The sequence below is a fragment of the Thermosulfurimonas marina genome (assembly GCF_012317585.1).
GTDB classification, from domain to species: Bacteria; Desulfobacterota; Thermodesulfobacteria; order Thermodesulfobacteriales; family Thermodesulfobacteriaceae; genus Thermosulfurimonas_A; species Thermosulfurimonas_A marina.
Map to the genome: position 1 here is coordinate 991,189 of NZ_CP042909.1, position 23,773 is coordinate 1,014,961.

Genomic DNA, 23,773 nt, shown 5'->3' on the forward strand with positions numbered 1-23,773 from the left:
ATGTGCGGAATCTTCGGGGTCTTCGGTCACAAAGAAGCGGCCAAGCTCACCTACTTTGGGCTTTACGCCCTGCAGCACCGGGGCCAGGAAAGTGCGGGGATGGCGGTTTCTGACGGTCGGGAGGTGCGGGAGTACCGGGCCCTGGGGCTGGTCCCCGACGTCTTTGACGAAGAGATTCTTTCCCGTCTCCCCGGCCACATCGCCGTAGGGCATGTACGCTACTCCACCACCGGTTCCACCACGGTAAAAAACGCCCAGCCCTTCTGCGTGACCCACGGGGGTTGCACCCTGGCCCTGGCCCACAACGGCAACCTGGTAAACGCCCACGAGATTCGGACCGAACTGGAGGCCCAGGGGTCCATCTTTCAAACCACCATGGACAGTGAGGTCATTGTGCACCTCCTGGCTAAGGCTTCCCGCCGGGGGATCGTCGAGGCCATCCGCGAGGCCATGGAGGTCATCCGCGGGGCCTATTCCGTGGTCCTCCTTCTTCCAGACCGCCTCATCGCCTTCCGGGATCCCCACGGTTTTCGTCCCCTCTGTCTGGGAATGGTCAACGGGGGCTATGTGGTGAGCTCGGAGACCTGTGCCCTGGACCTTATTCAAGCCCAGTATCTGAGAGACATCCGGCCTGGAGAGATCCTGGTCATCGACGAAAACGGGCTCCATTCCTACGAAGGAGTAAAGAGCGAGGCCACCGCCTACTGCATCTTTGAGTTCATCTATTTTGCCCGGCCGGACAGTTACATCTTTGGGGAAAATGTCTATGCCTTCCGCAAGCGTCTGGGTCAGGGGCTGGCCCGGGAAAGGCCTTTGGAGGTGGACTTCGTAATGCCCTTTCCGGATTCCGGAAACTATGCGGCCATCGGCTACGCCCAGGCCACGGGGCTGCCCTTTGAGATGGGGGTTATCCGTAACCACTATGTGGGTCGGACCTTTATTCAGCCTTCGGCCGGCATGCGGGACTTTTCCGTGCGGGTGAAACTCAATCCGGTGCGGGAGATCCTGCGGGGGAAACGGGTGGCGGTGGTGGACGATTCCTTGGTGCGGGGGACTACCAGCCGCACCCGGGTTAAGGCCATCCGGGAGACCGGGGCCCTCGAGATCCACATGCTCATAAGTTGTCCGCCCATCCGCTATCCCTGCTTTTACGGGATCGACTTTCCCACTCCCGGAGAACTCATCGCCGCCAAGCATTCCGTGGAAGAGATTCGGCGCTATCTGGAGTTGGACGGCCTGTATTATCTTTCCCTCGAGGGACTGATCGCCGCCGCCGGCGGAGACGGGAAGCGTTTCTGCCTAGCCTGTTTCACCGGAGAGTACCCCGTTCCGGTGCGGGAGGGCCTGCGCAAGGACATCCTGGAAAGATAGAAAATGACTCAGGGATATCGGGAATTTTACCGCCGGGTCCTGGAAGACCTCTGTGAGAGGCTCAAGGAGTTTTACGGCCCGCGACTGGTTTCCGTGGCGGTCTTTGGCTCTGTAGCTCGAGGGACCTTCCGGCCGGACTCCGACATTGATCTCCTGGTGGTGGCGCGGGCGCTTCCCCGGGGTCGGAGACGCCGGGTGGAGGAGTTCATTTCCGGAGTGGAGGAGCCCCTGGAGCGGATCTGGGCCGAGCGCGGCCAGCCCTATCTTCCGGAGATCACCCCCCTCATCAAGACCCCGGAAGAAGTGCGCTTGGGCTCTCCGGTCTTTTTAGACATGACCGAGGAGGCCCTGATCCTTTATGATCCGGAGGGTTTTCTACAGGAATATTTGGAAGATCTGCGCCGTAAGCTCAAGGCCCTGGGGGCCCGGAGGGTCTTTAGCGGCGGGGGTTGGTATTGGATCCTCAAGCCGGATTATCGCCCCGGGGAGGTGATCGAACTTTGACCAATCTGGCCTTGGCCCGGAGCTACCTGTTTAAGGCTCAAAAACGCCTCAAGATCCTCCCCGTGCTTTTAGAAGAAGAGGACTTTTCGGATGTGGTAAGGGAGGCCCAGGAAGTTGTGGAATTAGCCCTTAAGGCCATGTTGCGCTATGTGGGCGTGGATCCTCCTAAATGGCACGATGTGGGTCGGGTGCTTTTGGAAAATGCGGATTTGTTCCCTGAAGATATACGCTTGGAACTTCCAGAATTGGCCCGGATTTCCAAACGGTTACGCAAGGAAAGAGAGCTGGCCTTTTACGGGGATATCGATTTCATCCCTACAGAAGAGTATGGCCCGGAGGAGGCCCGGGAAGCCATGGCCGAGGCCGAAAAGGTGGTGCGGGTGGCCCGGGAGCTTATAGGAGGAGATTAGATGGCCTATAAGAACCTGCAGGAGTTTGTAAAGCGTCTTGAGGCCGAAGGGGAGCTTCTGCGCATAAAAGAAGAAGTCTCTGCCGAGCTGGAGATTACGGAAATTACCGACCGGGTGGTCAAGGCCGGAGGGCCGGCCCTCCTTTTTGAGCGGGTCAAAGGCCATAATCTGCCGGTCCTCACCAACGCCTTTGGTTCCCTGCGACGTATGGCGCTGGCCCTGGGGGTGGAAAGTCTGGAGGAGCTGGCGGAGGAGATCGCGGACTTTCTTCAGGTGGAGGCCCCGGATTCCCTTTTCAAAAAGCTTAAATTGGTCCCCAAGCTTTCCCGGATGAAAAACATGTTTCCCCAGATGGTCAAAAAGGCCCCCTGCCAGGAGATCGTCTTTAAGGGGGACCAGGTGGACCTTACCCGGCTTCCGGTCCTCAAGTGCTGGCCCAAGGACGGGGGACCTTTCATTACCCTTCCGGTGGTCATTACCAAGCACCCGGAGACCGGGGTGCGCAACGCCGGGATGTACCGTATGCAGGTCTTCGATCGGCGGACCACCGGAATGCACTGGCACACCCACAAGGGCGGGGCCCATCACTACCGGGTGGCCGAGCGCCGGGGGGAACGCCTTCCGGTGGCTGTGGCCTTGGGGCCGGATCCGGCGGTAACCTATGCCGCTACGGCCCCGCTTCCCGAGGACGTAGACGAGATGGTCTTTGCCGGTTTCCTGCGGGGAAAACCGGTGGAACTTGTGCGCTGTCTTACCGTGCCCCTGGAGGTGCCGGCCGAAAGCCAGATTGTGCTTGAGGGCTATGTGGAGCCCGGAGAACGACGGCTTGAGGGGCCCTTCGGGGACCATACCGGCTACTATTCCCTTCCGGATTATTACCCGGTCTTTCATGTGACCTGCATGACCATGCGCCGGGAGGCCCTTTATCCGGCCACCATTGTGGGGCGCCCGCCGCAGGAAGATTGCTTTATGGCCAAGGCCACGGAAAGACTCTTTCTCCCCCTCATCAAAAAGACCCTGCCAGAGATTGTGGATATCAACCTTCCCCTAGAGGGGGTCTTTCATAACCTGGCCCTAGTTTCCATTGACAAACGCTATCCCGGGCACGCCCGCAAGGTGGCCTGCGCCCTCTGGGGGCTGGGGCAGATGATGTTCACCAAGATCATCGTTATCTTCGACAAAGAGGTCAATGTGCAGGATCTTTCGGAGTGCCTCTGGCGGCTGGGCAATAACATCGATCCGGCCCGGGACGTCTTCTTCGTCCAGGGGCCGGTGGACGCCCTAGACCACGCCTCCCCCTATCCCTTTTACGGCTCGAAGATGGCCATCGACGCCACCCGCAAGTGGCCGGAGGAGGGCTTCGGTCGTGACTGGCCGGAGGTCATTGAAATGACCCCGGAGGTAAAGGAGCGAGTGGACCGCCTCTGGAAAACCCTGGGACTGGAAAAATACCTTTCCGGGCGTTAAGGAAGGTCCTTTAGAGAGAGCCTGACCCCGGGAAGGACTTCCACCTCTTCTTCGGTGGAATGGAAGGAGACCCGCCCCTCGGAGGTGTAAAGGGCTAGGGTCTTTTCCTCGGGATTAATCACCAGGACCCGGGAGACGCCGAAAGAAAAGTAATCCCGAAGTTTGGCGTGGATATCTCCGGCTCCCGGTCTTTCAATCTCCACCACCAGGTCAGGGGGTATCTCCAGATACCCTCGGGGCCGCTCCGGGCATCTTTCCCGGGAGAGGAAAACGATGTCCGCGGCCCGCAGGGTGAGGGGCTCCTTAGAGATCACCAACCCCACCTCTCCCACCGCTAGCCACCCCTTGTGCCCCAGGAGCTGTTTAAGCCGATAATAGACTTCTCCTTCCCAATCTCCGTGGACGAACCCCGCCGGAGCCATGCGCACGACCTCCCCGCCCACAATCTCGTAAAGCCCGGAAGGGAGTCGGCCCTCCAGGAGATCCCGATAGGTATAGCGTCTTCGGGAGACCGCCGGAGAGAGAATTTCCGTCCGGGAAAGGGCCATAAATCGCGCCTCCTTAAACCATTTTAATCCTCTAGGCCCATTCGTAAACTTCCAGCCCTTCCCGAAGAAGGAGGGCGGCGGTTACCCCGAGGGGGTGGAGGCCGCAGGAGGGGCTTTGGGCCTTGAGGAAGGCCTGGCGGGCCCCGAGAAGGCGAGCAAGCCGCAGGACCTCCTCGGCCCCCCGCAGGAAGGCCCCGGTCACGTCTTCCCCCCGGGCATTTATCACCCGAGCGGCTCCGGAAAGGACGGCCCCTCCATCCCCTCCCAGGATCTCCGCTGGGGGCCGGGGCGTGGGAAGCCCCCCGAGTTGTTCCGGACAGACGGGAACCACTCGATAGCGCTCGAGAAGGTCCCGGGCTCGGGGCTCCAAAAGGCGCTTTCCGTCATAACGCGTGGCTAATCCGAGAAGACAGGCGGAAACGAGAACCGTCTCTCTCACACCAAGATTACCCGGGCCTCGCGCTTCTTGCAGGCCTCGATGGTCCCCAATCGATAGACCTTTTCTCCTAAACCCCGACAGACGGCCTCTACCTCCTCCACTTGCTCCTCAGGAATGATCAATACGAAACCTATTCCACAATTGAAGACCCGGTAGAATTCTTCTTCCGCAAGGCCTCCGGCCTCTTTGAGGAAACGAAAGATGGGTGGGATCTCCCAGGCGCTCTTTTCGATCACCGCCTTGACCCCTTTGGGCAGCACCCGAGAGAGGTTGTCGTAGAAGCCTCCGCCGGTGATGTGGGCCATGGCCTTTAGGCGAATGCCTCGGTTGAGGAGGTTAAGGACGGTTTTTACGTAGATGCGGGTGGGCTCAAGGAGTTCCTCGCCCAGGGGACGCTCAAGCCCCGCGGGTTGATCTTCGAGGGAAAGCCCCAATTCCTCAAAGACCACCTTGCGCACCAGGGAAAAACCGTTGGCATGGAGCCCGCTTGAGGCCAGTCCCAGGATGACGTCTCCCACGGAGACCTCGGAGCCGTCCACGATGCGGTTGCGGTCCACCACTCCCACGGCAAATCCCGCACAGTCGTACTCCCCCGGGGGATACATTCCTGGCATCTCCGCGGTTTCCCCGCCAAGAAGGGCACAATCGGCCTGCCGGCAGCCCTCGGTGATCCCCTCGAGGAGTTCGAGATAGATCTTTTCCTCTAGCCTTCCGAAGGCCAGGTAGTCGAGGAAAAAGAGGGGCTTGGCCCCGCAGACCACCAGGTCGTTCACGCACATAGCCACGAGATCGATCCCGATTCCCCGGTGGGCCCCTGCGGCCAGGGCCACCTTGATCTTCGTGCCCACCCCATCGGTGGTGGCCGCAAGCACCGGCTCCCGGTAATGGGCCAGATCCAGGGCGAAAAGCCCGGAAAAGCCTCCGATGTCCGAAAGGACCCCCAGCCGCGGGGTGCTTTTCACCAGCCGGCGGACTTCTTCCACCAGCCGATTGGCCTTGTCGATATCCACTCCGGCTTCGGCGTATCGACTCTTACCCTCAGTAGGCATAGAGCTTCCCGTAAGGACGGTGCGTGTAGGGTTCGATCTTTACGAAGGGTTCCTTCATGATCTCTTCCAGGTCCAGGTTGAAGTCCTCGCAGTACTCCGAAAGGTGCCGGCGCAGAAGGGCCTCGTCTTCTTCGGTGAGCTTGTGGGGCTTCAAGCCCAGGCCCAGCTGGTGTTCCGAAACCCGTCCCCGCACATAGATGGTCCCCCCGTGCATACCCGTTCCCAGATAGATTCCGGCGATGGGCCGTTCCGGATAGCGGGAGAACATCCCCAGAAGGATGATGATGCCTCCGGCCATGTATTCCCCGAGGAAGTCTCCGGCCTTGCCCCCGATAACGATCACCGGGACCTTGTCTATATAGGCCTTCATGTGGATGCCCACCCGGTAACCTACATCCGAGTAAACATGGATCTTTCCTCCACGCATGGCGTAGCCCACCACATCCCCGGCCATGCCGTGAATGACAATCTTGCCCTCATCCATGGTGTTTCCGGCCCCGTCCTGGGTGTTCCCGTGGACGATGATCTCCGGCCCCCGCATGAAGGCCCCCAGGTCGAGCCCCGGGGTCCCATAGATCTCAAGGCGGACCTTCTCCGAGACCCCGGCGGCAATATAGCGCTGGCCGTTCACGTTGCGCAGGATGAACTCCCGCTCTCCTTCGGCGATTTTGGCCCGCAGGAGGCGATTGAGGTCCCGGTAATGGAGATCTTTGGCGTCGATTTCCGTGGGCATCCCTACCTCCTTTACTCTCCTGGATAGCGGCAGGCCGCGGCTCCGGTGCCTCTTTCCGGGCCCCGGAGGTAACTCCTCTGGTTGGGGATCACCCCGGGCTCCAGCTCCACGATCACCGGCTCTCCGGCCTTGGGGGCCCAGACCCGGTCCGGATCCGGACAGATGGCCCGGATGGCCGCCTCCTCGCTGGCCATATAGACCAGGTCCCCTTTCTCCGCGGCCACGAGGGGCCGAAGCTTTACCCGATCGTTGAGCCCTACCAGGCCACCGTTGTAGGCAAAAAGGATGGCAAAGGGCCCGTTGAGCATGGCCGCTCCATAGACTGTCCGCACCGCTCGGGCCAGCTCCCGCTCCTCCTCGGGCATCCGGTCGATCTCCTCCCAGAAGGGCGGGGCCAGGGCCATACAGGCCACCTCGATGGGCAGCCCGTGCCGCCGAATAAGGAGATCCAGAAGGTAGGCCACCACCTCCGTGTCCGTAAGGAGGGTGCAGTGGTAGCCAAACATTTCCAGATACCGCCGGTTGGTGCCGTAGCTGGAGATCTCTCCATTGTGCACTATGGACCAGTCCAGGATGGTAAAAGGATGGGCCCCGCCCCACCAGCCCGGGGTGTTGGTGGGAAAGCGGTTGTGGGCGGTCCAGATAAAGGCCCGGTATTCCTCAATGCGGAAAAAGTCCGCAATCTGGGCCGGAAAGCCCACCCCCTTGAAGGCCCCCATGTTTTTCCCCGAGGAGATCACATAGGCCCCGGGGATCCGGGTGTTGATTTCCATCACCAGGGAGACCATGTAGTCGTCTTCATCTTCCGGGCCACAGACCTCCCGCACTTCCCCTTCATACTTGGGCTTTACGAAATAGCGCTTGAACAGCGGGGGATTCTCGATCCCCGGGGTGCGCCGGGTGGGGATGGGTTCCTCGTGAGCCATGTAAGTGCGGTGGGCCAGGAGTTCCTCCACCTCCTCCAGGGCCTTTTTATGATCCGCCATGATGTGGAGGGCGTAATGGTCCGCAAAGTCCGGGTAGATGCCGTAGGCGGCAAAGCCGGCCCCCAGGCCGTTTCCCCGCTCCTCCTGACAGCAGATGGACTTTACGATGACCTCGCCCGGGATGAGTTCTCCCTTGCGGTGGATGACCCCGGAAAGCCCGCAGCCTGAGATGTCCTTGCTTAATCCCCTGAGAAAGTCCATGGCCTACTCCCCTGCGTGTTTTACTCCCAGGATTTCCATTTCTTTTTCCGTAAGTCCCACGGCCCGGAGTTTGTCCCGGTTGCCCCGCAAGCTCTCGATGGCGTTGATTCCCATGGCCCCGAGCATCTCTTTCATCTCGTGGGCCCAGCCGTGGACCAGGTTGTAAATCTTTTCGTAGGCCACCTCCGGAGGAAGCCGCTTGATGAGTTCCGGCTGATTGGTGGCGATTCCCCAGGGGCATTTCCCGGTAAAACAGTGCTGGCACATGGTGCAGCCCACGGCGATAAGGGCCGGCGTGCCGATATAGACCGCGTCGGCCCCCAGGGCGATAAGTTTGATCACGTCGGCACTGTTGCGGATCCCCCCGGAGGCGATGACCGAGGCCCAATTGCGGATGCCTTCTTCCCGCAAACGCTGATCCACCGCGGCCACAGCCAGCTCGATGGGTATCCCGATGTTGTCCCGGAACATGGTCGGGGCCGCCCCGGTGCCTCCCTTGAGACCATCAATGACCACGGCGTCGGCCCCGGCCCGCACAATGCCCGAGGCGATGGCCGCCACGTTGTGTACCGCGGCAATTTTCACGAAGACCAGCTTTTGATATTCCGTAGCCTCCTTGAGGGCAAAGATGAGGCCCCGAAGATCCTCAATGGAATAAATGTCATGGTGCGGAGCCGGGGAGAGGGCGTCCGAGCCCACGGGAATCATCCGGGTCTTAGAGATCTCCTCCGTGACCTTTTCTCCGGGAAGGTGCCCTCCGATTCCGGGCTTGGCCCCCTGGCCGATCTTGATCTCGATGGCCACTCCGGCATTCAGGTAGTCCACGTGGAGACCGAAGCGCCCGGAGGCGCACTGGACAATGGTGTTCGAACCGTATTCATAAAGGGAGGCGTGAAGCCCGCCTTCCCCGGTGTTGTAAAGGGTTCCCAGGTCGCGGGCCGCCCGGGCCAGCCCCTGGTGCACGTGCAGACTTATGGCCCCATAGCTCATGGCCGCAAACATGATGGGCACCTCGAGCTGGATCTGCCGCGGGAGGGGTCTTTTGAGGCGGAACTTCCCGTCCCGGACCTCCACCTCGAGGGCGTCGGGCTTAGGCCCCAGGAAGGTACGCAGCTCCATGGGCTCCCGCAGAGGATCGATGGGCGGGTTGGTCACCTGGCAGGCGTCAAGCACCAGGTGATCAAAATAGGTCCGGATGGGTTTGGCACAGCCGGTGGAGGAAAGGAGCACGCCGCCCTGGTCGGCCTGCTTGTAGACATTTTTGATATGCCAGGGGGTCCAGACGGCGTGCTCCCGAAACTCCGAGGGGTTGCGCCGGATGACAATGGCCCGCGTGGGGCACATGGCCTCGCACCGATGACAACCCACGCACTTGGTGGGATCCTCGGAGAGTTCCTTCTTTTTGGCGTTCCAGATATGGGCCCCGTAGGAGCACTCCCGCACACAGATCCGGCACTTAATGCACTTTTCCGGATCGCGTTCAATGACAAAATCCGGGAAAAACTTGGCCCACTGGGGGACCTTTTTCTTCGGGGAATCTTTTTTAGTGCGCTCTCCCACTTTTCGGAACCTCCTCCGGGCTTGCCTGCGGCACACCGCAGGCAATTTGCCACTTTAATGAAACTTTAAGCGCCCTTCAAGCCCTGATTCCTTCCTTCCTGGTTGCCCGGCCTTTCTCGGTAGTGGTAGCCTTAACCGAAGCCTTAAAGGAGGCCTGAGATGCGGATCTGGTACCGGGTGATTTACGGAGACACGGATTGTGGGGGCGTGATGTACTACGGAAATTACCTCCGGCTTTTTGAGATCGGGCGCACCGAACTTCTGCGGGCTGCAGGGATCACCTACCGCCAGATTGAGGAAGAAAGGGGGCTAATCCTTCCGGTGGTGGAGGTCCAGGTGCGGTACAAGGCCCCGGCCCGCTACGACGATCTCCTGGCGCTTGAGACCCGGCTTTCCGAGGTTCGGCCGCATCGAGTGCGCTTCGACTACCGGGTGGCCTCCGAAGAAGGCCGCACCTTGGCCACCGGCTATACGGTGCATGCCCCGGTCAATCGCCAGGGCCGACTTACCCGCTTTCCCCAGGATCTTCTGGTCTGCCTCGAAAAACTTTGCCGTTGACAGGTTTCCGAGGGGTGTTAATATGCCGCAAATTCCAACGAAAGGAGGGGATTCCTTTGCCGGGAGTGATCGTAAGAGAGGACGAGCCCTTTGAGCAGGCTCTTAAGCGGTTCAAGAAGATGGTAGAGCGGGACAAGATCCTTTCCGAGGTGAAAAAGCGCGAATTCTACGAAAAGCCCGGAGTGCGTCGGCGGAAAAAGCTCATGGCCGCCCGCAAGCGCTATCTTAAAAAACTCAAGAAGATGCGTCAGTATGATTGATTGAATGCCGGGCACCCTGGAAAAGCTCGAATGGCCCGGACTGCTAGCCCATCTTAAAAAAAGACTGCGCACTGCCGCCGGGGAAGCCCTCTTGGAGGGTCTGTCCCCGGCCTTTTCTTTTGAACAAGCCCAGGCCCGTCAAGAACGCTTCCGGGAAGTCTTTCGGTTCCGCGAAAAGCGCACGGATTTTTCCCTGCCCAGACTTCCGGCCCTGGCCCCTCTGGTAAAGAAGGCCCAGCGGGGCGGGCTCCTTTATCCCGAGGAACTTTACGCCCTGGCCGAGGCCTTTTCTGCGGGAAAGGCCCTGGGGGAGCTTTCCTTTTTCCCGGAGGTCTCTCCTCTGGAGCCCCTCCTGCGGGAACTCGAAAGGGCGCTGGCGCCCGGGGGAAAGGATCTTGCGGACGAGGCCTCCTGGGAGCTGGCCGAGGCCCGGAGGCGATATCGCCGCCTTTTTGAGAGGCTGCATGCCCTGATGGAAGATCTCCTGCGGCGCTATGCCCGGGCCGGGGTCCTGCGGGAGGAACTCATCTTTCAGCGCAAGGGACGCCTGGTGCTTCCGGTGCGTTCCGAATATCGGGCCCGGGTGCCGGGGATCCTGCACGATGTTTCCCAGACCGGGGCCACGGTCTTCATCGAGCCGGCCGAAGCCGTGCCCGTGGCCAATGAACTGGAACGGGCCCGCCTGGAGGAAGAACGGGCCAAAAGAAAGGTCCTGGCCCGCTTGAGCGCCCTGGTGGCCGAAAGGGCTCCGGAGATCTACCGTCTGGAGGAAGCCCTGGCGGAGGTGGACCTGGCTTTGGCCCTCTTTGAACTCTCTCGCTCTTGGCGGGGGCGCTTTCCCCGGCTCAAGCCTTCGGGGAGCCTGCGCCTCCTTTCGGCGGCCCATCCCTTCTTTTTTCTGGCCGGAGAGACCCCGGTGCGGAACGACTTTCGGCTTTCTCCGGAAAGGCCCGTGCTGGTAATAAGCGGGCCCAACTTCGGGGGCAAGACTGTGGCCGCCAAGACCGTGGGGCTCTGTGTCCTCATGGCCCAGGCGGGCTTTCCCCTTCCGGCCTCGGAGGACTCGGAGATTCCGGTCTTTTCCCGGGTGCTTGCAGACCTGGGAGACGAGCAGGAACTTTCCTCCGGGGAGAGCACCTTTTCCGCCCATCTGCGGGAGCTGGCCGAGATCCTGGAGGGCGCCGGTCCGGGGTCTCTGGTGATCCTCGATGAGCCGGGCAGAGGAACCGATCCTCGGGAAGGAGCCGCCCTGTCCGTGGCGGTGTTGGAGAGACTGGAGACCTCCGGGGCCTTTATCGTGGCCACCACCCATTTTTCCGAGGTCAAGCGCTATGCCTTGTCCTCGCCCCGGGCCCGGCCCGCGGGGATGCTCTTTGACGAAAGGTTCGGCCGGCCTACCTATCGCCTGGTTTACGGATTGGTGGGGGCCTCCCACGGCCTGGGCCTGGCCCGCCGCAGGCTTCCGGAAGAGGTGGTGGACCGGGCCGAGGCCCTCCTTTCCGGGGGTGAAGACTATGAACGGCTTTTGGCGGAGATCCGGCGTCTGGAAGAGACCCTTCGGGAAAAAGAGGCGCTCCTGGCGGAGAAGGAAAGGGCTCTAGCCCTTGAGGAGAGCCGGCTTGCGGAAAGGAGGCGAGAGGTCGAAAGACATCTTACGGAAGAGAGGGAGCGCTTGCGCGCGGAGGTTTGGGAGCGCTTGCGGAAACTAGAGGCCGAAATGGCCCCCCTGGCCCGCAAGGCCGAAGGACCTCGGACCCGGGAAAGGGTCTTTCGGGAGCAGGTGGAGGAGGTGCTGGCTCCGCTTCAGGAGAGGGTCCCCGAAAGGCTTCAGCCGGGCCAGAAGGTCTATCTCCTCGATCTTCGGAAGGAAGCCGAGGTCCTGCGGGATCTGGGCCGGGAGGTGGAGGTGCGGGCCGGGGCCTTTAGACTTGCAGTCCCGCGAAAAAGTATTAAAGTCCTTTCGGATGTTCGGCCAGAACCCCGGGTACGGATCTCGGTCTCGGCTTCTCCTGCGCAAAGCGACTCCCTCCATCTACTCGGTCTCCGGGTGGACGAGGCCCTGGCCCAGCTGGAGACTTTTCTCAACCGGGCCTTATTAGAAGGCCGAAGGGAGGTGCGCATCGTTCACGGCCTGGGTACGGGGAGGCTGCTGACCGCCGTGAGGGCCTATCTCGAAGGCCACGAGGCGGTGGAGGCCCTGCGCCCCGGCTCGCCCCTGGAAGGGGGAGAAGGGGTGACCGTGGTGCGCTTGGCCTCTCCGGCGGCCACTAAAGGGAGGGGGGTGTGAGTCTTCGGGAGGCGGCCCTCCGCCTTCGAGAAAGCATAAATATCGTGGATCTGATCTCCGAGTTCGTGGCCCTAAAGAAAAGGGGCCGCAACTATGTGGGGCTTTGTCCCTTCCATTCCGAGACCAAGCCCTCCTTTACGGTAAGCGAGGAAAAACAGATTTTTTATTGCTTTGGTTGCGGGGCCGGAGGAGACGTTATCGGTTTTTACATGCGGGTAAACGGGCTCTCCTTCGGGGAGGCGGTGCGCGAGCTGGCCCGCAGGTACCATCTTCCTTTGCCCTCGGAGCTCCGGGAGTCTGCGGAAAGCGGCGAACATCGGGAGCTTTACCGTATAAACGAGCGGGCGGTGCGTTTTTTTGAGAGGATGCTTGGGGCCCCGGAGGGGAAGGCGGCCCGGGAATATCTTCGGGGCCGCGGTCTTTCCGAGGACCTCCGGCGGACCTTCCTTCTGGGCTACGCCCCCTCCGACGGAGGGGCCCTTACCTCTCATCTACGTCTGGCCGGGGTGGATCTGGCTCTGGCGGAAAAGGCCGGGGTGCTGGCCCGGCGCGAGGATGGCACCTATTACGACCGCTTCCGGGGTCGGCTCATTTTTCCTATTCGGGATCTTTCCGGGCGGGTGGTGGCCTTCGGAGGCCGGATCGTGGGGGAGGGAGAACCCAAGTATCTCAACTCCCCCGAAAGTCCCATTTATCATAAGAGCCGCGTTCTTTACGGACTTTACGAGGCCCGTCCTTTTATTCGGGAAAAGGGCCACGGCCTGGTGGTGGAGGGTTATTTTGACCTCCTTTCCCTCTGGGAGCACGGTTTTCGCCACACGGTGGCCACCTGCGGCACCGCTCTGACCGAAGACCATGTGCGCCTTTTGAAGAGGTTTTCCCGGGACTGGTATCTGGTCTTTGACGGGGATGAGGCCGGCCGCAAGGCGGCGGCCCGGGCCGTGGGGCTTTTTTTCTCTCAAGGGCTCTTTCCCCGGGTGGTCTTTCTCCCCGAGGGAGAAGATCCGGACAGCCTGGTGCGCAAGGCCCCGGCGGCCCTCTCCGAGGCCCTGGAGCAGGCGGAAGAGCCCCTTTCCTTTTTGGTGGAGTATCTCCTCAGGATTTACGGTCGGGGACCGGAGGGCAAGGCCCAGGTGGTACGCGAGATCCGGGAAATCCTGGGGCGCCTTCCGGATCCGGTTCTCCGTCACGAATATCTGCGTCGGGCGGCCCGCAAACTGGATCTCCCTGAAGGATTGCTTCTCTCTCCTCGGTGCCCTCAGAGGGAGACCCTTTCCCAGGAGAGGGAGGGGGCCCCCTGGGGACGGCTCCTCCTTCAATTTCTCCTCCAGTGGCCCTCCCGGGCCGAGGAGTTGGCGGCCCTTTCTCCCGAGGAATTCTTGGAGGATCCGGAAAAGACCCTTTATGAAGAAGTCCTTTCGGCCCTGCGGGAGGGGATTTCTCCGGAGCGGCTCACCTTTGTCGAGGGCATACTGCAGTCCCTTTTCAGCGAGCTTCTGTTTTCTCCTCCGCTGGAGGCTTCTCCCGAGGAGGTCCTGGCTCAGATTCGTGCCTGGATCCTGCGCCGACGGTTTGAGGCCCAGGCCCGAGATCTTCGGCGGACCATTCGAGAACTTGAGGCCCGAGGACGCCACCAGGAGGTGGCCGGACTCCTCCGGGCCTATACGGAGCTTTGTCGTAGATTTCCTAAAGAATGCCAAGGGGAGGGGGTGTATGAGCCGCTCCAAAAAGGGTCTTGAATTGTTGGAAAAAGAAGAACCTAGCTGTCTTACCGAGGTAGGGGCCCTTTATGGGTTAGAGGAGGATCTGGAGGCCTTAGAGGCCCGAGAATTTGATCCCGTGCGTTATTACCTCAAGGATATGGGGGACATCCCCCTCCTTACCCGGGAAGAGGAGGTAGAGCTGGCCCGGGCCATGGAGGAGGGAGAGATCCAGGCCCTGGCGGCGGCCCTTTCTCTGCCCTGGACCCTGCGGAAGCTCGCGCATCTTCTGGCGGATTTCGAGAAGGGAAAGGTGCGTCTGCGGGAAATCCTGCGGGATGTGGACGAGTTTTCCGAAGACTCTGGGGAAACCTCTTCCACCAAAGAATGGCTGGAGCAATTGAGGGGGACCTTAAAGGAGATGCTCTCCCTCCTGGAAGACCTCCCTCAGGAAAAGGGGCCACGGATCGGAGCCTACCGCCGCCTTTATCTCCTGCGGAGGAGTTTGAGCGAGGTCCTTTTTACCAGGAGGCTTTCCCGCAGGCTCGTCGAAGAACTGGTGAAAGAGCCCCTGGAGGTGGCCTGCGAACTTTCGCGGGCCGAAAGGGCCCTCAAAGAAATGGAGGAGCGCACCGGATACCAGCTGGCGGTCCTCATCCAGCATTTTGTAAAAAGCAACGGAGAATTTTCCCGGGTGGAGGCGGCCTCGGCCAAACTGGGGCTTTCTGCCGAGGAGTTTCTGCGCCTTCGCGAAAAATATCTGGCCTTTCAGCGGCTGCGTCGGGAGATCCCGGAGCGCTTTGGGGTGCCGCTTCTCCGATTCCGGAAGGTGATCGAGGAGATGCAGGCCGGGCTTTCCCGGGCCCGGGAAGCCAAAGAACGCCTGGTGCGGGCCAATCTGCGTCTGGTGGTCTCGGTGGCCAAAAAGTATGTGGGCCGGGGGCTTCCCTTCCTGGATCTCATCCAGGAGGGCAATATCGGCCTCATGAAGGCGGTGGAAAAATTTGACTGGCGCCGGGGATATAAGTTCAGCACCTATGCCACTTGGTGGATTCGGCAGGCCATTACCCGAGCCATTGCCGACCAGGCCCGCACCATCCGCATTCCGGTGCATATGATTGAACTGGTGAACAAGCTGGTGCGCACCTCTCTGCGTTACTACCAGGAAAAGGGTGAGGAGCCCACTCCGGAGGTTCTGGCCCAGGAAATGGGGCTTCCGGTGGAAAAGGTCAAGACCATTCTCAAGGTTACCAAGGACCCGGTATCCCTGGAGACCCCGGTGGGAGACGATGAGGATTCTCTTCTGGGGGATTTTATCGAGGACGAAATGATTTTGGGGCCGGACGAGGCGGCGGAGGACCTTTCTATGATGGAAGAAGTGCGCAAACTTCTTTCTCTACTTACCCCGCGAGAGGAGAAGGTGCTTCGGCTGCGTTTCGGCATCGGGGAAAGACACGAACACACCCTGGAGGAGGTGGGGCGGGCCTTCGGGGTCACCCGGGAACGCATTCGCCAGATCGAGTCCAAGGCCCTGCGCAAGCTTCGGCATCCGCAGCGGAGTAAATTTCTGAAAATTTACCTGACTTCCTGATTTCTTGACAGAAAAGGAGGCCCGACTACATTAGAAGCGGTGGGCCTGTAGCTCAGCTGGTTAGAGCCACCGGCTCATAACCGGGAGGTCGGAGGTTCGAATCCTCCCAGGCCCACCCTTGATCTTTTGGAGATGGAGATCGCGGTAGAAGACATATGTCAGTGGGTGGAGGAGTGGGCCCCGGCCGGCTGGGCGGAGGAGTGGGATAATGTAGGTCTGCAGTTCGGCTCCCTCCGGGCTCCGGTTCGCCATCTGGGCCTGGCCCTGGAGCTCACCCCGGCGGTGGCGAAATGGGTGCGCGAGGAGAAGATAGATTGCCTTCTCACCCACCATCCCGTCTTTTTCCGGCCCCTTAAAAGGCTTTCAGCGGAGGACCCCTGGGAGGCCCTCATTTTGGGGCTCATCCGGGAGGGGGTCACCGTGGTCTCCTATCACACCAATCTGGATGTGGCCCCGGGAGGGGTTACAGAGGCCTTAGGTAAAGGGCTTGGCCTCCGGATGGGGGAGCCTCTTCGGCCCCGGAAGGAAGATCCTCGGGTAGGGCTGGGGCGTTTGGCCGAGGTTCCGGAGCCCCTCTCTCTGGCCGAGCTCGCGGAGCGTCTGGCCAGGCTGGTGAAGGCCCCGGTCTTTCTGGTGGGAGAGGGGGAGTTGCGGCTGCGGCGGGTGGCCCTTTGTGCCGGCTCCGGGATGGACCTTCTTCCGGAGGTCTTGCAAAACCAGGCTCAGGCGTTTATAACCGGCGATGTCAAACATCATGCGGCCCGGGTGGCCGAAGTCTCCGGAGTGGCCCTGGTGGTAAGCGATCACTATGCCCTAGAGGAATATTTTTGGCAAAAGCTGGCCCGGAAAATAGCCCAGGAGTTTCCCGCCATCCGGGTGAGTTACTTCCGAGGGAAGGGTCCCTTTCAACAAATATTACCCAAGGAGGCTTGAAGTGCGTCAGGAAATTGCCAGCCTCATCCGGCTTCAGGAGTTGGATCTGAAAATTTTGGAGTTAGACCGACAGAGGGAGGAGCTTCCCGCGGCCCTGCGGGCGGCCGAGGCCGAGTTGGCGGAAAAGAAAAGCCGCTTAGAAGAGATTTCTCGGCGTCTGGAGGAGATCGATCTCAAACGCCGGGCCGAAGAGGAGGAGCTCGAGGAGGAGATGCAGCGCCTGCGCAAGACCCAGACCCGACTCATGCAGATCAGGGGCACCCGAGAGTACCAGGCCCTCCTGCGGGAGATGGAGGAGATCAAGAGGGCCAATAAGGAGCGGGAGGAGAACCTTCTTAAGCTCATGGAGGAGCAGGAAAAGCTCAAGCAGGAGAAGGAGGCCCTGGAGAAAGAGATCGCCGAGGTTGAAAAACGGGTGGCTGAAGAGAGGACCCGGTATGAGGCCCTGTGTGGGGAGCTTGAGGCGGAGAAGAAAAAGCATCTTGAGGAAAGGACTCGGTTACTTCAGGAGATTCCCCAGACCCTGCTGCGACGCTACGAATTCATCCGGGAGAGGAAAGGGGGGCTGGCCATTGTGGCCGTAGAAAACGGGACTTGCGGAGGGTGCCACATGCACATCCCGCCCCAGCTCTTCAACGAGCTTCAGCGGGACGACAAGTATTACGAATGTCCTCTCTGCCGGCGTCTGATCTATTACAAGAAGATCTACTTCCCGGAGCCCGAGGAGGCCGAGGAGGCTCCGGCTGAGGAATAGACCCGCAGGACCTTCCCTTTCCGGTAAAAGGGGGAGATCTCTCTTAAGAATTGCAGGCCTTGGTCAAGAGGGGCCAGGCCTTGGCGAGTCTCTTGGAGAATAATTCCGGGGGGAAAGGGCGGGCCTTTTAAGACCGGGATGGGGCCTCCCCGATAAAAGACCAGAAGGTAATTCGGCCGGCCGTAAAAATAGACCTTGGGGGCCGAGAGATAAGGCCGAGCCCGTTTGAGGGACTCAAAGCGCAGGGCATTTCCCCGGATTTCTGAAAAGAGGGCCCCAACAAGAAGCCCCAGGGCCAGAAAGAGGGCTACCTGACGCACCAGTCTTTCCTTCTCCCGGAACCAGTTTGCGGCCGCAAGGGCCAGGGAGATAGCGAAAAAGGGATAAAGTGAAAGGAGATACTTACTGAATTTGGCGGCGGTGAAGCTGAGGAGGAGGAGGGGCACAAGCCAGCAAAGGAGGAGAAAGAGCCGGTCTCTTTCGGCCAGATGTAGCCGGAGGAAGGCCTGGGCTCGCAAGAGGAGGAGGCTTTCGGGAAGAAAACCCAGGAGGAGGGCCCCGGCGTAGTGATAAAAGGGGTCGCGCTTCCCGGTGGTCAGCCTCCCTAGGAGATCTACCCGGACAAACTCTCCGAAGTTCCCTCCCCCGAGTCGGTGATAAAGGTAGAGGTACCAGGCGAGGGCCGGGGTTGCGGAAAGGAGGAGAGCCAGGGGGTGGAGGAGGGAAAGGGTCCGGCGTTCCCGGGTGAGGAATCCGAAGGCCACCACCGGGGACAAGGCCAGAAGAATGAAGGGCCCCTTGGTAAGAAGGCCCGCGGAAAAGCTCAGAAAGGCCCAGAGGAGGGGCCGCAGGTTTCCGGACCGGAGATAGAGGAAAGCCCCGTAAAGATAGGCCGTGAAGAAGAAGGCGAGAAGCATCTCCAGTTCCACCCGGTGGGCGAAAAAGTAAAAGCGCGGGGCGGCCAGGAGGAAAAGGAGCGCCAGGAAGGCGGCCAGGGTCCCTCCCAGCCTGCGGGCCAGGAGATAGGTGAGGGCCAGGATCCCGGCCGCAGAAAGAAGGGAAGGAAGCCGCAGCACCGGTTCACTTAGTCCCAGGGCCCAGGCCAGGGCCCCGGCGAGCCAGGGATGGAGCGGAGGCTTGGTGACGTAGGGCTGGCCGTTTAGGTGCGGGACGAGCCAGTGGCCGAAACGGACCGCCTCCTGTACGATCTCCGCCCGTCGGGCCTCCTGAACGGAGGTCAAGGGTAAAAAGAGAGGAACTATGTATAGTCCTAAGATTGCCAGACAGAAAGCCCCAAAAGCTCTAAAAGCCGCCTTCATTTGGATTGCCCTTAGCTAATTTCTCCCCAAAACCTCCAGGCAGGGTACCAGAACAAACGAAACCAGAGTAGCCGTCACGAGGCCTCCTATGACGGCTATAGCAAATCCTCGAAAGTACTCAGCCCCCGCTCCGAGGCCTACGGCTGTAGGAATAAGGGCAAAGATGGTTGTCAGGCTGGTGAGGAGGATTGGCCTGAGCCTGGTCTGAGCCGCTTCAATTAGGGCCTCCTTTCTGTCCATCCCTTCCCTTATTTTTTGTTCGGCAAAGTCGAGAAGGACGATGGCATTGTTGACACAGATTCCTATAAGGGTGAGCACGCCCATGGCTACCGAGATATTCAGGCCCTGACGGGTTATCCAGAGGGCCAGGATAGCCCCTACCAAGGAAAAAGGGGCCGTAGTCAATATCACCAAAGGGCGTTTCCAGGACTTAAACTCCGCAAACAATATAAGATAAACAAAAATGATCGCCCCGGAAAGGATAAAAACCATCTCCCATAGGCTCCTTTTGAGAACCTTGTATTGTCCGGTCACCTCCACCCGGTAGCCCCGGGGAAGCGAAAGGGCCGCAAGACGCCTCTTGAGGCTTGAGGCCACCTTGAATAGGTTCCCCTCCACCTCGGCCAGCAGGGTGACCTCCCGTTCGCCGTTGAGCCTGGTGATCTCTCCGGGTAGGTGTTCCACCCGGATATCAGCCACCTTCCTGAGGGGTACCAGTTCCCCTTTCGCTGTTCGGATAGGGAGAAGGGCAAGCCTTTTTAGGCCGAGAGCCTCGGGCCGATCAAATTCGAGAAGGACATCGATCTCCTCCCGCTGTCTCACGATGCGTGTGGCCTCAAGGCCCCAAAAGGTGGCCCTCAGGGTAGAAAACACCTCTTCCAGGCTCACCCCGAAACGGGCAAGGTCGGGATACCTCAGCCTTACTACGATCTGAGGCCTTTTTATCTTTAGAGGATTGACCACATTGGTAATGGCCGGATCCTCGTCCATGATCTCTTCTACTTTTCCGGCCAGGTACGCCAGGGTGTCGAGGTCTTCACCGTAGACAGTCACCCCGAAGAGGGCCGGAAGCCCAGAAAGACTCTCGTCCATCATCTCCTGGGTGGGCTGGTGATAAAGAAAGACCACCCCGGGAAAACGAGCATAAGCCCTCTTGAGATCGGCCATGATCTCTTCTGCTCCCCGGTAACGTTTCCCCTTGGGCTTGAGCTTGATCATAATCTCTCCCCGGTTGACACCCTCGATCTGATAACCCACCTCCGGGGAGCCGGTGCGACGATATACACAGGCCACATCGGGATCGGTCATGGCTAGGCGGACAAGCTCTTCTCCAATTCGATTGCTCTCCCTGAGAGAGGTGCCTGGGGGCATGATGTATTCTACCAGGATGGCCCCCTCGTCCACTGGAGGGAGGAGCTTTGCCGAGCCGAGAAAGACCGAAAGACCGGCCAAGGTAAGGCCCCCCATACTCAGAACGATCACTTTCCGGGGATGGTCAAGGCTATAGGAGAGGACCCGGGATAGGAGACCCCTCAGACCCGTGAGAAGCCTCCCGGCCGGGGGCCGGAGGGGGTCCCGCACCGGGGGCATATCCCCGAGAAGCACCGGGACGAACGAGAGGGAAAGGATGAGAGAGACCAGGAGGGCCAGACTCACCACCAGACCGAAGGGCCGCAGGAAAAGGCCGGCGATACCGGTCACCAGGGCCAGGGGGAGAAAGGCCGCCACAGTGGTGAAGGTCCCGGCGGCGTCGGGCGGGGCGATTTCTACCGTGCCTGCCAAGGCCGCCTCTGGGGGTGCTTTCCCCATTTCCAGGTGTCGGAAGACGTTCTCCGTGACCACAATGGCGTCGTCCACGATCATCCCCACGGCAAGCGTGAGCGCCGAAAAAGTGATAACATTGAGCGAAAGCCCCAAGATCTTCATTAGGACTAGGGTGACCAGCAGGGTGAGGGGGATGGTGGCGGCCACTATGAGGGTAGGCCTCATCGTCCCCATGAAAAGATAGAGGACGGTCACTGCCAGGGCCGCCCCGAGCAAAAGATCACTGGAAATGGTTTCCCGGGCCTCTTTTATGATCTCTGATTGATCGTAGAATTTTTTGATCTTTGTTCCCGGAGGAAGGAGGGCCTTGAATTCCTCCACCGCGGTTTCCACGGCCCGTGCGACCTCAATAGAACTAGCACCGGGTTGCTTACGCACGTAAAAGGCCACTGCCGGTTGACCGTCTCCCCTGACCTCGTAATGCTTGGGAACCACTCCTTCAAAGACTTCGGCCACCGCCGAAAGAGGAACCGCCTCCCCATCGGCGCTCTTTAGATAGAGGTTTTTCAAGTCTTCAATAGTTTGCAGACGGGCATCTCCACGGATCACATACTCCCGTCCACCTCTAGTAAGGAAACCGGCTATCTCAGAGGCATTGTGGCGTCTTAGAGCTAGCTCGAGATCCGAAATGCCGAGTCCGAGACGGGCAAGGGCCTCTGGCCTTACCCGGATAATAAAGGCCCGCCTATCACCCCCAAAGACCTCCACCGAGGAGACCCCGGGAATACCCATGAGCCGATTGGTGAGGGTAAACCGGATGAGATTTCGCAGTTCCACGAGGTCCTTCGAACCGTAGACCACATATCCGAGCACCTCCTGAAGGGTGGTACCGATGTTTTCGAGCCTGGGGACGGCTCCACGCGGCAAGAGACCAGCGGTCCGGGCGAGCCTCGCTTGAACGAGTTCTCGGGCCTCTCTGACCGAAATACCAGGGCCGAACTCCACCGTGACCTTGGAGATGCCCTGAACCGAGACCGAGGCCACCCGTTTGACCCCTGGTAGGCCTCGCATTTCGTCTTCAATAGGGCGGGTAACGAGAAGTTCCATATCCTCGGGAGCAGCCCCGGGATAATGAGTAACAATGTTTACCACCGGAAGATCAAGATTGGGGAAAAGATCTACCGGCAGGTGCCAACGGGCGTACAACCCGGCAAAAACGATGGATGCAACCAAAAGAAGCATGAGGGGCGGTCTGTCAATAAGCCAGCGCAGAAATCCCCTCATTTGCCGGGTCCTTTTCGAAATTTTTTCCAGATCAGGGGAAAGATTAGCCCCAAAACGATCATCCACAGGGCCGCTTCTAACCAATGAGGGTCAAAGAGATAGGTGTAGACAAAGGAAAGAGTATGATCGAACCATTTGGGGCCCGGAACGAAAATGGGTTTCACTTCTACGTCAAGAACACCGTTTACGAGTTTCACTTTGAGATAATGGTAGAAGAAATGTCTCGGATCCCCGCCGTAAAGTCTAGCTCCTGCCCCGCCGCTGATGGTGTAAGGAAGGCCATTCCAGTTTCCATGAAAATAACCATGGATGTGTCCGGCAAATACGTGAGAGACCCCGTAGTCCCTGAAAACCCTCGAAAGAAATTTGGCCTCTTTTTCGGGTAGACAATGATATTCGTGAGGCCGGGGATCATAAAGGGGAATGTGGAGAAAAACCAAACGGTGGTCGCAAAGGTCCCGGCTCTTCCTGAGTTCTCCTTCAAGCCAGGATCTTTCTTTGAGGTTAAGCTTGCTTGCGGCATCATCTAGGATCAAGAAACAGGTCCTTCCGATACGAAAGGAGTAATAAGGCCGGCCGAAGATCCGAGTATAAAGCGGATAACCGCCTCCTTTTAGTTCGTGATTGCCGATGACCGTAACCAGGGGTTTATGAAGGTTCTTTTGGATAAGATCCAAAAAAAGAGAATACGATGTCTTGCTTCCCGAATGGACCATATCTCCCAAAGCAATGACAAAGGAGATTTCAGGATCCTGGTCAATCTCCCTTAAGAGGCTTTCAAAGGCATAGATGCTGAACTGGCTATCTCCAAATACGGCGAATGAAAAATCATGCGGATCCTTAACCCTTATTCTAGAAAGATTGCGAGTATTCCAATCTGTAGCTGGAAGGGCGCAAACATGTTCATAGAACTCAAGCCCGAGAATGGCTCCCAACGCACCCAGAAGAACAAAGAATCGCAGGGATATTCTCCTAGCTTCTTTAAGAGGCACCTCACGCACCTTCCTAATCGGGAACTCTGTAAATCCGACTAAAATCTCGATAAAAGAGTTCGTAGGCCCCCTTAATCACCACCCTTTCCCCTTCTCGGAGACCAGAGACGACCTCTACGAAACCATCCCCGGAAAGCCCGGTCTTGACCATCCGCTTCTCCAACCCCTTTTCGCTTTTGACGAAGACGTAAGCCCTTTCGGCTTCGTCATAGACGAGGGCCTCTTTGGGGACGGCCAGGGCCTTTCGATGTTCCTCGAGGATCACCACTCCCCTCACGGACTCACCCGGGGCCAGGGACCTTGAAATATCCCTCCCTTCGAGAAAGACCGTTATCCCTCCCGCCGGGGTCCGTTCGGGGGCCATCCTCGCCACCTTGGCGGAAAGGGTGCGGTCCGGAAGCTGGATCAGGGCCGGTTTGCCGGAGAGGCTGACGCCTTCCGGGGGGAAGATGATGGCCTTGACCCAGAGAGCCTTCGGGTCCAGGACTTCAGCCAGAACCGCTCCCTTTTCCACCCTCTGACCGATAGAGACCCTTCGCCGGGTAAAGATTCCCGAAATCGGGGCCCTGATCCGCAGCCGGGTTTCAAAAAGGTGTAGTTCGTTTTTCCGGGCCGCGAGTTCGTTTTTGAGTTGTAGAAGGTGTTCTTCGGCGTTAAGGAGCTCTCCGTAAGGGACGATCTTGGCCTTAACTCCTTCCCTCTTTAACCTCACAGCCTCCTCGGCCAGAAAGATTTCCTTTTCAAGAACGGCCACTTGTGACCTTAGGGTGGCAAGCCTTCTTTTCACCTCCGGGCCGCCCAGGACGAAGAGGACTTCTCCGGCCCTCACCTGGCTCTCATCGGGAACGCCTATCGAGACGATCCGACCCGGCGTGAGCGCCGTTATCCTTACGCTCTTTTTGGACAACACCTTCCCCACAAAAGGGACAGTCCGACGAAAGTCTCTTCTCACCGGGGTAGAAACTTTGATGAGAGACGGTTTGACTTTGGCCGCTTCTACGAATTTGATCAAAGATATAATCAGAAAAAGTACGCAAGCGACCGAAAAGATAGTCCTCATTTT

The 23,773-nt window shown here is 59.4% G+C and carries 21 protein-coding genes and 1 tRNA gene; 12 read left to right on the forward strand and 10 right to left on the reverse strand.

The features are described from left to right. The 4 genes from purF to FVE67_RS05285 are packed head-to-tail and all read left to right on the forward strand — an operon-like array spanning position 1 to position 3,752. Positions 1-1,371: an amidophosphoribosyltransferase gene (gene purF / locus FVE67_RS05270; RefSeq protein ID WP_168719594.1), complete on the forward strand. Its 1,371-nt coding sequence runs from the start codon at positions 1-3 to the stop codon at positions 1,369-1,371. A 3-nt stretch (positions 1,372-1,374) separates the two neighbouring features. Continuing rightward, complete coding sequence (locus FVE67_RS05275) at positions 1,375-1,875, forward strand: nucleotidyltransferase domain-containing protein (protein ID WP_168719595.1); 501 nt, start codon at positions 1,375-1,377, stop codon at positions 1,873-1,875. Next, entirely contained in the window at positions 1,872-2,285 is a 414-nt protein-coding gene (locus tag FVE67_RS05280; RefSeq protein WP_168719596.1) for a HEPN domain-containing protein, read from the forward strand. Before FVE67_RS05275 ends, FVE67_RS05280 begins: the two co-directional genes overlap by 4 nt. Further along, on the forward strand, positions 2,286-3,752 hold the full coding sequence (locus tag FVE67_RS05285; RefSeq protein ID WP_168719597.1) for a menaquinone biosynthesis decarboxylase: 1,467 nt from the start codon (positions 2,286-2,288) through the stop codon (positions 3,750-3,752). On the opposite strand, the gene FVE67_RS05290 is transcribed toward FVE67_RS05285, so the two are convergent. From FVE67_RS05290 to FVE67_RS05315, 6 genes are read right to left on the reverse strand one after another with little or no spacing between them, the layout of a single operon-like run. Beyond that, positions 3,749-4,300 (reverse strand): Uma2 family endonuclease, encoded by a 552-nt coding sequence (locus tag FVE67_RS05290; protein ID WP_168719598.1) that lies wholly within the window; start codon positions 4,298-4,300, stop codon positions 3,749-3,751. The genes FVE67_RS05285 and FVE67_RS05290 overlap by 4 nt on opposite strands. 31 nt (positions 4,301-4,331) lie before the next feature. After that, positions 4,332-4,739, reverse strand: coding sequence for a 2-thiouracil desulfurase family protein (locus FVE67_RS05295; protein ID WP_168719599.1), 408 nt, complete (start codon positions 4,737-4,739; stop codon positions 4,332-4,334). After that, positions 4,736-5,788, reverse strand: coding sequence for a phosphoribosylformylglycinamidine cyclo-ligase (gene purM / locus FVE67_RS05300; RefSeq protein ID WP_168719600.1), 1,053 nt, complete (start codon positions 5,786-5,788; stop codon positions 4,736-4,738). Before purM ends, FVE67_RS05295 begins: the two co-directional genes overlap by 4 nt. After that, a complete protein-coding gene (locus tag FVE67_RS05305) occupies positions 5,778-6,521 on the reverse strand; it encodes a GltB/FmdC/FwdC-like GXGXG domain-containing protein (protein ID WP_168719601.1) in 744 nt (247 codons plus the stop codon). The genes purM and FVE67_RS05305 overlap by 11 nt, the downstream gene beginning before the upstream one ends. Before the next feature lie 11 nt (positions 6,522-6,532). Next, entirely contained in the window at positions 6,533-7,708 is a 1,176-nt protein-coding gene (locus FVE67_RS05310; RefSeq protein WP_168719602.1) for a class II glutamine amidotransferase, read from the reverse strand. 3 nt (positions 7,709-7,711) lie between these two features. Further along, positions 7,712-9,268 (reverse strand): glutamate synthase-related protein, encoded by a 1,557-nt coding sequence (locus tag FVE67_RS05315; protein WP_168719603.1) that lies wholly within the window; start codon positions 9,266-9,268, stop codon positions 7,712-7,714. Positions 9,269-9,427: 159 nt separating this feature from the next. On the opposite strand from FVE67_RS05315, the gene FVE67_RS05320 reads away from it, so the two are divergent. The 8 genes from FVE67_RS05320 (at position 9,428) to FVE67_RS05355 (ending at position 17,351) form a co-directional block, all read left to right on the forward strand. Further along, entirely contained in the window at positions 9,428-9,826 is a 399-nt protein-coding gene (locus tag FVE67_RS05320) for an acyl-CoA thioesterase (protein WP_168719604.1), read from the forward strand. A gap of 56 nt (positions 9,827-9,882) precedes the next feature. Further along, entirely contained in the window at positions 9,883-10,086 is a 204-nt protein-coding gene (gene rpsU / locus FVE67_RS05325) for a 30S ribosomal protein S21 (protein ID WP_168719605.1), read from the forward strand. Positions 10,087-10,090: 4 nt separating this feature from the next. Then, on the forward strand, positions 10,091-12,373 hold the full coding sequence (locus FVE67_RS05330; RefSeq protein ID WP_168719606.1) for an endonuclease MutS2: 2,283 nt from the start codon (positions 10,091-10,093) through the stop codon (positions 12,371-12,373). Further along, positions 12,370-14,112, forward strand: a complete 1,743-nt coding sequence (gene dnaG, locus FVE67_RS05335) for a DNA primase (RefSeq protein WP_168719607.1) — start codon at positions 12,370-12,372, stop codon at positions 14,110-14,112. Before FVE67_RS05330 ends, dnaG begins: the two co-directional genes overlap by 4 nt. Continuing rightward, positions 14,087-15,664, forward strand: coding sequence for an RNA polymerase sigma factor RpoD (gene rpoD / locus FVE67_RS05340; protein WP_168719608.1), 1,578 nt, complete (start codon positions 14,087-14,089; stop codon positions 15,662-15,664). Before dnaG ends, rpoD begins: the two co-directional genes overlap by 26 nt. Positions 15,665-15,705: 41 nt before the next feature. Further along, a tRNA-Ile gene (locus FVE67_RS05345) sits at positions 15,706-15,779 on the forward strand. Positions 15,780-15,796: 17 nt separating this feature from the next. After that, positions 15,797-16,597 carry a Nif3-like dinuclear metal center hexameric protein gene (locus FVE67_RS05350; protein ID WP_168719609.1) on the forward strand — a complete coding sequence of 267 codons (801 nt, stop codon included), beginning with the start codon at positions 15,797-15,799 and terminating at the stop codon, positions 16,595-16,597. 1 nt (position 16,598) lies between these two features. Next, the gene (locus FVE67_RS05355; protein ID WP_168719610.1) at positions 16,599-17,351 is read left to right on the forward strand and encodes a zinc ribbon domain-containing protein; all 753 of its coding nucleotides are present in this window, start codon (positions 16,599-16,601) and stop codon (positions 17,349-17,351) included. Here the strand turns inward: FVE67_RS05355 and FVE67_RS05360 are convergent. From FVE67_RS05360 to FVE67_RS05375, 4 genes are all read right to left on the reverse strand, one after another. After that, positions 17,303-18,592 (reverse strand): ArnT family glycosyltransferase, encoded by a 1,290-nt coding sequence (locus FVE67_RS05360; RefSeq protein WP_168719611.1) that lies wholly within the window; start codon positions 18,590-18,592, stop codon positions 17,303-17,305. The genes FVE67_RS05355 and FVE67_RS05360 overlap by 49 nt on opposite strands. 93 nt (positions 18,593-18,685) lie before the next feature. Then, positions 18,686-21,718 carry an efflux RND transporter permease subunit gene (locus FVE67_RS05365; protein ID WP_168719612.1) on the reverse strand — a complete coding sequence of 1,011 codons (3,033 nt, stop codon included), beginning with the start codon at positions 21,716-21,718 and terminating at the stop codon, positions 18,686-18,688. Next, positions 21,715-22,719 (reverse strand): metallophosphoesterase, encoded by a 1,005-nt coding sequence (locus FVE67_RS05370; protein ID WP_168719613.1) that lies wholly within the window; start codon positions 22,717-22,719, stop codon positions 21,715-21,717. The genes FVE67_RS05365 and FVE67_RS05370 overlap by 4 nt, the downstream gene beginning before the upstream one ends. Positions 22,720-22,723: 4 nt before the next feature. Further along, positions 22,724-23,770: an efflux RND transporter periplasmic adaptor subunit gene (locus tag FVE67_RS05375; RefSeq protein WP_168719614.1), complete on the reverse strand. Its 1,047-nt coding sequence runs from the start codon at positions 23,768-23,770 to the stop codon at positions 22,724-22,726. Between the last annotated feature and the right edge of the window lie 3 nt (positions 23,771-23,773).

What these genes read in the sequence shown, in the direction of transcription:
- FVE67_RS05310 (WP_168719602.1), bottom strand. Translation starts at nt 7,708, where the DNA reads ATGGACTTTCTCAGGGGATTAAGCAAGGACATCTCAGGCTGCGGGCTT.
- FVE67_RS05305 (WP_168719601.1), bottom strand. Translation starts at nt 6,521, where the DNA reads ATGCCCACGGAAATCGACGCCAAAGATCTCCATTACCGGGACCTCAAT.
- FVE67_RS05350 (WP_168719609.1), top strand. Translation starts at nt 15,797, where the DNA reads ATGGAGATCGCGGTAGAAGACATATGTCAGTGGGTGGAGGAGTGGGCC.
- FVE67_RS05285 (WP_168719597.1), top strand. Translation starts at nt 2,286, where the DNA reads ATGGCCTATAAGAACCTGCAGGAGTTTGTAAAGCGTCTTGAGGCCGAA.
- FVE67_RS05375 (WP_168719614.1), bottom strand. Translation starts at nt 23,770, where the DNA reads ATGAGGACTATCTTTTCGGTCGCTTGCGTACTTTTTCTGATTATATCT.
- FVE67_RS05365 (WP_168719612.1), bottom strand. Translation starts at nt 21,718, where the DNA reads ATGAGGGGATTTCTGCGCTGGCTTATTGACAGACCGCCCCTCATGCTT.
- purF (WP_168719594.1), top strand. Translation starts at nt 1, where the DNA reads ATGTGCGGAATCTTCGGGGTCTTCGGTCACAAAGAAGCGGCCAAGCTC.
- FVE67_RS05330 (WP_168719606.1), top strand. Translation starts at nt 10,091, where the DNA reads ATGCCGGGCACCCTGGAAAAGCTCGAATGGCCCGGACTGCTAGCCCAT.
- FVE67_RS05275 (WP_168719595.1), top strand. Translation starts at nt 1,375, where the DNA reads ATGACTCAGGGATATCGGGAATTTTACCGCCGGGTCCTGGAAGACCTC.
- purM (WP_168719600.1), bottom strand. Translation starts at nt 5,788, where the DNA reads ATGCCTACTGAGGGTAAGAGTCGATACGCCGAAGCCGGAGTGGATATC.
- FVE67_RS05290 (WP_168719598.1), bottom strand. Translation starts at nt 4,300, where the DNA reads ATGGCCCTTTCCCGGACGGAAATTCTCTCTCCGGCGGTCTCCCGAAGA.
- rpoD (WP_168719608.1), top strand. Translation starts at nt 14,087, where the DNA reads ATGAGCCGCTCCAAAAAGGGTCTTGAATTGTTGGAAAAAGAAGAACCT.
- FVE67_RS05320 (WP_168719604.1), top strand. Translation starts at nt 9,428, where the DNA reads ATGCGGATCTGGTACCGGGTGATTTACGGAGACACGGATTGTGGGGGC.